Source organism: Pseudoalteromonas sp. (genome assembly GCF_041629635.1).
Lineage (GTDB): Bacteria > Pseudomonadota > Gammaproteobacteria > Enterobacterales > Alteromonadaceae > Pseudoalteromonas.
Genome location: NZ_JBFKMX010000135.1, coordinates 1 through 9557, shown reverse-complemented (window position 1 = coordinate 9557; position 9557 = coordinate 1). Strand labels below are relative to the sequence as shown.

At 39.6% G+C, this 9557-nt stretch carries 13 protein-coding genes; 5 read left to right on the top strand and 8 right to left on the bottom strand.

The window, feature by feature from the left end:
• Positions 1-350: 350 nt before the first annotated feature.
• Positions 351-884, top strand: a complete 534-nt coding sequence (locus ABYD77_RS15515) for a gamma carbonic anhydrase family protein (protein WP_372771029.1) — start codon at positions 351-353, stop codon at positions 882-884.
• Here ABYD77_RS15515 and ABYD77_RS15510 read toward each other — a convergent pair.
• Positions 879-1121 (bottom strand): DUF1488 domain-containing protein, encoded by a 243-nt coding sequence (locus ABYD77_RS15510; RefSeq protein ID WP_372771028.1) that lies wholly within the window; start codon positions 1119-1121, stop codon positions 879-881. The genes ABYD77_RS15515 and ABYD77_RS15510 overlap by 6 nt on opposite strands.
• Positions 1121-1942 carry a shikimate dehydrogenase gene (gene aroE / locus ABYD77_RS15505; RefSeq protein ID WP_372771027.1) on the bottom strand — a complete coding sequence of 274 codons (822 nt, stop codon included), beginning with the start codon at positions 1940-1942 and terminating at the stop codon, positions 1121-1123. Before aroE ends, ABYD77_RS15510 begins: the two co-directional genes overlap by 1 nt.
• Before the next feature lie 47 nt (positions 1943-1989).
• Between aroE and ABYD77_RS15500 the strand changes: the two genes are divergently transcribed.
• A complete protein-coding gene (locus ABYD77_RS15500) occupies positions 1990-2424 on the top strand; it encodes a group II truncated hemoglobin (protein ID WP_372771030.1) in 435 nt (144 codons plus the stop codon).
• A gap of 186 nt (positions 2425-2610) precedes the next feature.
• Here the strand turns inward: ABYD77_RS15500 and hemF are convergent, their stop codons facing one another.
• From hemF to ABYD77_RS15470, 6 genes are all read right to left on the bottom strand, one after another.
• Positions 2611-3525: an oxygen-dependent coproporphyrinogen oxidase gene (gene hemF / locus ABYD77_RS15495; RefSeq protein WP_372771026.1), complete on the bottom strand. Its 915-nt coding sequence runs from the start codon at positions 3523-3525 to the stop codon at positions 2611-2613.
• A gap of 2 nt (positions 3526-3527) precedes the next feature.
• Positions 3528-4091, bottom strand: coding sequence for a Sua5/YciO/YrdC/YwlC family protein (locus ABYD77_RS15490; RefSeq protein ID WP_372771025.1), 564 nt, complete (start codon positions 4089-4091; stop codon positions 3528-3530).
• A gap of 13 nt (positions 4092-4104) precedes the next feature.
• Positions 4105-4662: a topoisomerase DNA-binding C4 zinc finger domain-containing protein gene (locus ABYD77_RS15485; protein ID WP_372771024.1), complete on the bottom strand. Its 558-nt coding sequence runs from the start codon at positions 4660-4662 to the stop codon at positions 4105-4107.
• A 76-nt stretch (positions 4663-4738) separates the two neighbouring features.
• On the bottom strand, positions 4739-5212 hold the full coding sequence (locus ABYD77_RS15480; RefSeq protein WP_372771023.1) for a DUF494 family protein: 474 nt from the start codon (positions 5210-5212) through the stop codon (positions 4739-4741).
• A gap of 2 nt (positions 5213-5214) precedes the next feature.
• Complete coding sequence (dprA, locus tag ABYD77_RS15475) at positions 5215-6306, bottom strand: DNA-processing protein DprA (RefSeq protein ID WP_372771022.1); 1092 nt, start codon at positions 6304-6306, stop codon at positions 5215-5217.
• 32 nt (positions 6307-6338) lie between these two features.
• The gene (locus ABYD77_RS15470; RefSeq protein WP_372771021.1) at positions 6339-7445 is read right to left on the bottom strand and encodes a LysM peptidoglycan-binding domain-containing protein; all 1107 of its coding nucleotides are present in this window, start codon (positions 7443-7445) and stop codon (positions 6339-6341) included.
• A 124-nt stretch (positions 7446-7569) separates the two neighbouring features.
• Between ABYD77_RS15470 and def the strand changes: the two genes are divergently transcribed.
• The 3 genes from def to ABYD77_RS15455 form a co-directional block, all read left to right on the top strand.
• Positions 7570-8082: a peptide deformylase gene (gene def / locus ABYD77_RS15465; protein WP_372771020.1), complete on the top strand. Its 513-nt coding sequence runs from the start codon at positions 7570-7572 to the stop codon at positions 8080-8082.
• Between the two features lie 17 nt (positions 8083-8099).
• A complete protein-coding gene (gene fmt, locus ABYD77_RS15460; RefSeq protein ID WP_372771019.1) occupies positions 8100-9053 on the top strand; it encodes a methionyl-tRNA formyltransferase in 954 nt (317 codons plus the stop codon).
• Positions 9046-9557, top strand: a 512-nt coding sequence (locus tag ABYD77_RS15455) for a transcription antitermination factor NusB (RefSeq protein WP_372771018.1), incomplete at its 3' end; no start/stop codon positions are given. The genes fmt and ABYD77_RS15455, both read left to right, overlap by 8 nt.

The following is a 9557-nucleotide window of genomic DNA, read 5'->3' as shown; positions in this document are numbered from 1 at the left end:
GTTTGCCGCGACGCTTTGTCGCTGTTAGGGCTGCGTATGTTACGCTTTCCTATTTTTTTGTCAACACTTAATTTTGATTATTTTTAAAAACTTTCAAAACTCAGTTTTACTTGACTCAACCAACTCGTGATTCGCTGCTATGCTGCGTCGTTCCCCGTGTTGGTGGAGCCGCATTATAGAGAGATTTGATCTGAGCGCAACCCTTTTTTAAAGAAAATTTGTATTTTTTTACTGTTTGTTTGAAATAACAGCTAAAAGCCTTAAAAACATACATTTTCTGATCAGAAATTAACAAATCCGTTACTCTTCTCTATACTTTGCCTATCAATAAGCATGTAAATGGTAGCGTGATGACTATTAGAAGTTATAAAGGTGTAGAGCCAAAAATTAATTTAAATACATATATAGATGAATCAGCCGTATTAGTCGGTCAAATTGAAATAGGCGCTGATTCAAGTATTTGGCCATTAGTCGCCGCACGCGGTGATGTTAACTATATCAAAATTGGTGAGCGTACTAATGTACAAGACGGGTCTGTGCTTCATGTAACGCGTCAAAGTAAATCTGTGCCAAATGGCTACCCGTTAATTATTGGTGATGATGTTACTATTGGTCACAAAGCCATGTTACATGGTTGCGTACTGGGAAACCGTATATTAGTCGGCATGGGTGCTATTATTATGGACAATGCAATTATTGAAGATGATGTGATTATTGGTGGAGGCTCATTAGTGCCACCTAATAAGACGTTAGAATCAGGTTATTTATATGTAGGTAGCCCAGTGAAGCAAGCCCGTAAGTTAAATGAAGCAGAACTTGCCTTCCTTAAAGTATCTGCTGATAACTACGTTGTATTAAAGAATGAATACTTAGAAGAGCTATAAAAGCTCTTCTACTTCTATCAAACCTTCATCATTATATAGCTCGTCTTCAATTGCACTTTCTGCAATATCTTCATAGTCGAACTTTTTACTTTCAAAGTCAGAGAGCGCATCTTTTTCAGATTTGTTTGTTGAATAACAGCACGTAATCAGTTGACCTGACACCTGAGCAAAGTAAGAGACTCGTTTTGTGTTTTCGTCATATTCAACACGATCAACAAAAATGATTGATTGGTTCATTACAGTTTTCCTGATTTAAGCTGTTCAATAACCAACTGGGTTGAAGGCTTAACACCTCGCCAAACCGAAAATGCTTCTGCGGCCTGCCCTACCAACATACCCGAACCATCTAATGTGACTGCTTGTGGATTTACACTTTTAATCCACAAATTAAACGAAGTATCTTGTTGGCTATAAAACATATCGTACGCAAGTTCACATTGTTCCACAAAACGTTCAGAGATTGGCGGAACATCACCTGAAATGCTGGCTGAAGTTGAATTAATAATGATGTCGAAACTTGCCTGTGGTTGATCATCAAAGCCACACGCTTCAATCTCACCATAGTTAGCAAATTCTTGGCTTAGCTTTATAGCCTTTTCTTTTGTTCTGTTTATTATTGTGAGCTTTGCTGGCTGCTGCTGTAAAATGGGTAAAATTACTCCTCGCGCGGCGCCACCAGCACCAATTAATAGAACCCTTTTATACGATATTTCAAACTGGTTATTTAAAATATCGCTGACAAGACCAATACCATCAGTATTATCGCCCACTAACTTGCCATCCGAATTAACTTTAATAGTGTTTACCGCACCTGCTGTTTTAGCTCTTTCAGTCAGTTCATCCACCAGAGCAAATGCTTCTTCTTTAAATGGTACTGTAACGTTTGCACCTTTACCGCCAGCTTTTACAAATGAAGCGATTGATTCCTTAAAGCCATCAATCGGTGCTAATATTGCCCTGTATTCGATTGCTTGATTTAGCTCTTTTGCAAACGCTTGATGAATTTTCGGTGATTTTGAGTGATTTATTGGGTTTCCGAATACAGCGTATTTATCCATTAGTTTTCTCGCATTGAGTTAGAGTTATGAAACAAATATTAAGACGTATGTTTGGCACAACGCAGACACAGAGTGAACCTCATCAATCTCCTTCACCTGAAACAACACCTTATATGCTAATGGGTGGTGAAAGCGGTGCACGCGCGCTAGCAAATCGATTTTACGACATTATGGCAGAAGAAGAATACGCCAAACCATTATATGATATGCATCCTCAACCTTTAGATAGAATTAGACAAGTGTTTTTCGAGTTTTTATCTGGATGGCTCGGCGGGCCTGATTTATTTGTTGAGAAGTATGGCCACCCAATGCTACGAAAGCGCCATATGCCGTTTCCTATTGATCAAGACTTACGAGATCAATGGATGTTTTGCATGAATAAAGCATTAGATATCGAAGTTGATAACCCAGTACTAAGAGAAGGCCTAAAGCAGTCGCTTGCTCAACTTGCTACACATATGATTAATCAAAATAGCCAGTAAGATTTTTCCAGGGACTGTTGAGCTTTTTTAATAATTCAGCTGAGTGAAAATGGCTATGCGTCATCACTCTATACAACATAGGTTCTTAGCTTTACATATTGAATAGCATTTTACTTCTTACCGCTAATCCATATGCATGGCAAACTGTAAAGCACAAAAAGTCGCATTACTGCGACTTTTTATTTACTAAATCTGCAGCCAATCTTTTGGCGATAAATAATTTTCGTAAAGATTTGCTTCTAAGCTATTTGGTTCAGGTTTAAAGTCATACTCCCAACGAGCAAGCGGCGGCATAGACATTAATATAGACTCTGTGCGACCTCCCGTTTGCAGGCCAAACAAAGTGCCTCTATCCCAAACTAAATTAAACTCTACGTAACGACCTCGGCGGTACAACTGGAAGTCTCGCTGTTTTTCGGTATAAGGAAAGTCTTTGCGCTTTTCTACGATTGGCAAATAAGCGTCTAAATATCCGTTACCGACTGCACGCATAAATGCAAAACAGCGGTCAAAGCCCCATTCATTTAGATCATCAAAGAATAATCCACCTACACCACGTGTTTCACCACGATGTTTTAAGAAAAAATATTCATCACACCACTTTTTATAGTCATCGTAAACGGTTTCACCAAATGGTAAACACAACTTACACGCTTCTTGGTGCCAATGTTTAACATCTGCTAATACTGGGTAATAAGGGGTTAAATCAAAACCACCACCAAACCACCAAATCGGCTCTTCACCTTCTTTTTCAGCAATAAAGAAGCGTACATTGGCATGTGATGTAGGTACATGAGGGTTTTTTGGGTGAACTACCAAGGACACGCCACAGGCATGAAAACTACGCCCTGCTAGCTCTGGACGATGTGCTGTCGCCGATGCAGGCATTGATTCACCAAAGACATGGGAATAATTCACACCTCCTTGTTCAATCACTGCGCCATCTCTGATAACACGCGTACGGCCACCACCCCCTTCCTCACGTTGCCATGCATCTTCAACAAATTTGGCGCTACCATCAGCTTGCTCTAGAGCATCACAAATTTTATCTTGCAGGGCTAATAAGAATTCTTTTACTACTTCTAAGTTAACGTGTGACATAATTACTCTCTAAATAACTTACCGGTGAAGGCATCTTTAATTTGGCTCGGTTTAGTATTACCGCCAAGTGCCCCTTCAACATACGCAGCAACTTTATCACCAAAAGCGTGTTTCGCTTCATCAAGTGTTAACACAGGATCTTGGCCGGTAAGGTTAGCACTTGTTGATACCAAAGGTTTACCAAAATCTTGGCATAACTGTTTTACAACTGGATGGCTTGTTACTCGCACAGCAATTGTATCAAATTGACCCGTCAGCCATTTTGGTGTACTTGATTTAGCTGGCATCACCCATGTAACTGCGGCAGGCCATGAAGAAAAAATATCCGCTCTTTTGTCCATCGGGATTTTCGCATCATCAACATAATCCAAAAGTTGACCATAATTATCAGCAATTAAAATTAACCCTTTTTCTACGGGACGTTGCTTAATATCTAGCAACTTCATTACAGCAGCTTCGCTATCAGGATCACACCCTAAGCCATAAACAGCTTCAGTAGGATAAACAATTACACCCTCGCTTTTTAATGCAATGGTAATTGGGCTTTCATTTAACTCGTTACTCACAGTTTACTCCAAATCATAACGGTGTTTTGTGGTTACAATGCTTTTGCGGGCATTGTAACACCACACCATTTGATGTTTTTTTCTCAACCATTACCTGCCACCCACATTCAGGGCAAGATTGCGCAACAGGTTTACTATTTAAAATATATTTGCATTTGGGGTACCCCCCACAAGAGTAAAAGGTTTTACCCGATTTATTGCTACGTTCAACGAGTGCTGATTTCTTACAACTAGGACACGTCGGTAATTCACTCTTGGACTCTTCTTGTGCAATAAAATGACATTCCGGAAAGTTTGTGCAACCGATAAACATACCAAAGCGCCCATTTTTCACCGCCAAGGGGTGGCAGCAATGCGGACACTCAGTGTCGTCTAATACTTTTATTAGGGTTTCATTATGCTCAACAAGTGGGCGTGTATAGTCACAGTTAGGGTAGTTGTTGCATCCTACGAATGGGCCTTTCTTACTATGTTTAACACTGGTTTCTGAGCCGCATTTTGGACATACTTCGTACTCTTTTTCTAAAGCATGTTCATGGACTGAAAATAAAGAATGATCAATTTTGCTCATTATTGTCAAAACGCAGACGAAATATAAGCAAAATTATATCATGTTAGCCAAGGCAAGATGCAAATTTAAACTTGCCTTAATGAATGGTGCCGTTTTGCTCTTCGAATAATAAGTCTTCCATTTGAGCATAGGCAATTTCTTTACCTGGCACATTAAACAGCACCATTAAAACCACCCACTTTAAATCATCAAGCTCAATAACGTCTTTATCTAGCGCAAAAATACGGTCAATGACCATTTCACGCGTGGTTGTATCAATTACAGATATTTGCTCTAAAAACATTAAAAAGCCACGACAAGTAAGATCGAGTTTTTCGCATTCTTGCTGTGTAAAAATACGAACGGACTTTCCTGGTACACGATTTAAATAGGGGTATTCGTCACTGTGCTGTAAATCGGCAAGTTGCTCTAACCAATCAAGTGCCTTGTATATTTCCCGATGATTAAACCCTGCGCGTAATAATTCATCTGTTAACTCACTTTGCTCGACGAAAATTTCGCTCTCGCTGTGAATATAGTTCTCAAATAAATACATGAGGATATCAAACATTTTTAACTCCTCCCTATTCGGGTATAACCGTCTAGTACACGTATAACTTGACCTGAAAGCTCTAAATCTAATAACTGAGATAACAACTCATCCATCGGTAACATTGATAGTTGCTGTAATTTATCTACTGAAGTCACTTCATGATTTAAGTGCTTAAGAACAGGATCTGACATTACATGTTTTTCTATCTCTTCTACTTTATATAGACAACTTTTTGGCAAAACGCTTAATTCTGCAAAAATATCATCGCAATTTTCAATTAACTTAGCGCCTTGCTTAATAAGTGAATGACACCCTTTAGCCAACTCATTATATACAGAACCAGGCACTGCAAAGACTTCCCTATTTTGCTCAAGTGCGTATTTAGCAGTAATCAGAGAACCACTTTTTTGCTCTGCCTCAACAACTATAGTTCCCAGTGATAAACCAGATATTATGCGGTTTCTGCGCGGGAAATTAGCTGCCAGCGCTGTTGTACCAGGTAAATACTCTGATATTATCAGTCCTTTTTCGGCAATCTGCTCATAAAGACCCATTGCCCGTTTGGGATAACACACATCAACTCCTGTACCAAGTACAGCAATTGTATTGCGCTCCACTTGCAATGCTCCCTGATGTGCGCAACTATCAATGCCCCTTGCCATTCCAGAAACAACACAAAAATCATTTAATGCTAAATTAGTTGCTATATCTTTACTTACTTGTCGCCCTATTTCGGTTGCATTTCGCGAACCCACAATGGCAATTTTAGGCGTGTTAAGTAATTCAATATCACCTTTACAAAAAAGCACTAAAGGTGGGCTGGATATTTCTTTTAAAAGTTGTGGGTATTTTGGGTGAGAGAAATGAATAATTTCAATATTGTTACTTTTGCAATCACAAATAAGCGATATTATTTTTTGCCAGTTAGTATTTTTAAGGTTTTTCAGAGCACTTAGGTTTAATTCAGTTTTAACCTGATCTGAATTAGTAAATGAAAAAATTTCGTTTATTGTAAATCGGTCAAATAAGCTTTGTACGGTTTGAAAACCAATCCCTTTTGCAAAATAAAAAGCGAGCCAATATTCAAGCCCGCTTCTTTTATCTTTACACATCTTCTCTCCTTAGAAGACGCTCCACGTAACATTTAGTTATCTACATGAATAGTGTCACCAACACGAACGGGTTCTAAAGTCTTAGTAACAATGGCATAGCTAACTCTGTCGTAGACTTTAAACACCATCAACTCACCAACTTTTTCTTTTGGCATCTTCCATTCGCGACTATCTTCACCATCACCAAAATAACTCATTGTGCGTTCATAACGTGAAGCTGAATCTTTATATTTCGGTCCATCCTTGCCTACTACAACTGTAGGCGATGCCCTGCGAATGTCCAGAATATGACCCGCTTTAATTGAGTCATTTTCGCCACGATTTAATACAACAACGTCCATAGTACTAAACTCACGAAGCTTAGATGATGTATCTATGATAGTACCTGAGATTGAAGTTTCAGGACGTTTCATCATAAAAAATGCAGGCAAAGTTTGACCTTCCAATGCTGGCATTAAGAAGTCACCTTGGCGAATTTCACGTTTAGCATTTTTTACACGTACAGATGAGGGGGTTGCACTTGCTTCGTCTCCAGTTCTAAAAGCACGACCAGTACCAACAAGAATCGCTTCATGACCTAATACTTCTTCAGTGTCAGGGTCAATATATGGATCACCTTGACGATAAATACCATAAAATTGAGAGCGCTCTAGGTCCCCTTTCACATAAATAATATGATCCGTTTTGATATTTTTTACATTTGCATTAGCACCTAAAACAATAGGCCTTGTATCAATATCTTCCTCACTTAATGCTTGTTCATAGGTTAAGAAAGGACGAATCACTTCTAATGGTAAAGTCGGGATCGCATCCCCTTTTTTCATGGTTTTGCGAACACCCGGTGACAGCTTCTTAAACTTTTGGTTAATCACAAGCATAGGACGGCCTTGCGAATCATAAACCAATGAAAGTTTATCACCTGGGTAAATTAAGTGAGGGTTATCAATTTGTGGATTAAGACGCCACAGCTCCGGCCATAACCAAGGTTGATCAAGGTATATAGCAGAAATATCCCAAAGGGTATCGCCTTTTTCTACAACATATTCTTTAGGGGCGTCCTTTCTGATCTGAAGCACATCAGCAAGAGTTGGAAACGCCATAGTTAATGCGACTATCGCAGCTGTCAGCTTTTTGACCATAACTAGCTTCCTTGAGCTGTTTTTTATTATTATTTACTTAAACCTGTAAAAGGTGAAGACAAATGGCTAAAATAAAAACATATCATAAATTGATGATTTTCGCATAGTTTAAATTAAGGTAAATATGGCTATTTTAGAAGTTTTACGCTTTCCTGATGAGAGATTACGTACTGTTGCACAAGAAGTAACGGAAATTAATGAAGATACCAAGAAAATTGTATCAGATATGCTTGAGACCATGTATGACGAAAACGGCATTGGTCTTGCGGCAACGCAAGTAAATATCCACCAACGTATTGTTGTTATTGATGTATCAGAAGAAGGTAATGAGCCTCTGGTACTAATTAACCCTGAAATCATCAAAAAAGATGGCAGCAAAATTAGCGAAGAAGGCTGTTTATCAGTACCAGGTTCATATGCCAAAGTTGACCGTGCCGAAACGGTGACAATTAAAGCATTTGATGAAAATGGAAACGAATATGAAAAAGACGCTGATGGTCTACTCGCTGTATGTATTCAGCACGAGTTAGATCACTTAAAGGGTGTGCTATTTATTGATTACCTTTCTCCATTAAAGCGCCAACGTATTCGCAAAAAACTAGAAAAAGAAGCCAAGCTTGCGTCAAAAGCTGGTTAATCTGTCTGGAGTAAATCTTGAGTAAACCTTTAAAAATTATTTTTGCGGGAACACCTGACTTTGCCGCGCAACATCTTGATGTTTTAATAAAATCAGAGCACCAAGTAATCGCAGTTTATAGCCAACCAGATCGCCCAGCAGGTCGCGGCAAAAAATTAAAAGCGAGTGAAGTAAAGCAGCTTGCTTTAACCCATGATATTCCAGTTTATCAACCAGAGAACTTTAAATCAGACGATGCCAAACAACAGCTCGCCGATTTAAATGCAGATATTATGGTAGTCGTTGCGTATGGCCTATTGCTGCCAAAAGTAGTATTAGAAACACCAAAACTCGGCTGCATCAATGTGCATGGTTCAATTCTTCCTCGCTGGCGCGGTGCTGCCCCTATTCAACGTGCAATTTGGGCAGGTGATGCTGAAACTGGTGTAACTATCATGCAAATGGACGAAGGTTTAGATACTGGCGATATGATTTCCATTGCCACCTGTCCTATTGAGGCGACAGATACAAGTGCAACCCTTTACAGCAAGCTTGCTGAACTTGGCCCGACGGCACTTATCGATACTTTAGCCACAATTGCCGATGGCACTGCAAAAGCAGAAAAGCAAAATGACGAATTAGCCAATTACGCGAAAAAGCTAAGTAAAGACGAAGCAAATATCGATTGGCAAATAACCGCACAGCAAATCGAACGTAATATTCGCGCCTTTAACCCTTGGCCAATTTGTTTTACACAAATGCAAGGTAACATGGTAAAAGTATACGCTGCTGAATTGGTCAATGGTACAGGTCGTGCTGGCGAAGTGTTAGCTGCAGACAAATCAGGTATCACCGTTGCAACCGGGGGCGGCGCACTAAAAATTACCCAACTCCAGCCTCAAGGTAAAAAGCCAATGTCGGCTCAAGATTTCTTAAATGGTCGTGCTGACTGGGTAGCAATTGGTTCTATTTTAGGTGAAAGTAATGAGTAGTGTTCGTGCATATGCAGCGGAAACACTGCATTTAGTGGTTGACAAAGGCCACTCATTATCGCAAGTATTACCAAGATACTCTGACAAACTGCCAACAAAAGAGCGCCCGCTTTTACAGCAGCTCTGTTATGGAGTACTTCGCTACCTGCCAAGTTTAGAAAATTACTGTTCTCACCTGCTTGAAAAACCATTGAAAGGCAAACAGCGTCCATTCCAATTTTTACTTTATGTGGGTATTTATCAGCTTCAGCACATGCGTATTCCTGCGCACGCTGCACTTGATGAAACGGTAAATGCGGTTAAAACAATGCGAGCACCTGGTCTTAAAGGGCTAGTAAACGCAGTGCTGCGTAACTTTCAGCGCCGCCAAAGCGAACTGGAAAATTTAGCCGATCAAATTGATGCCTGTAAGTATAATCACCCTGGTTGGTTTTTAAATAAGCTAAAAGTAGCTTACCCTGACAACTGGCAAGATATTGTTGAAGCAAACCAAGTACAAGCGCC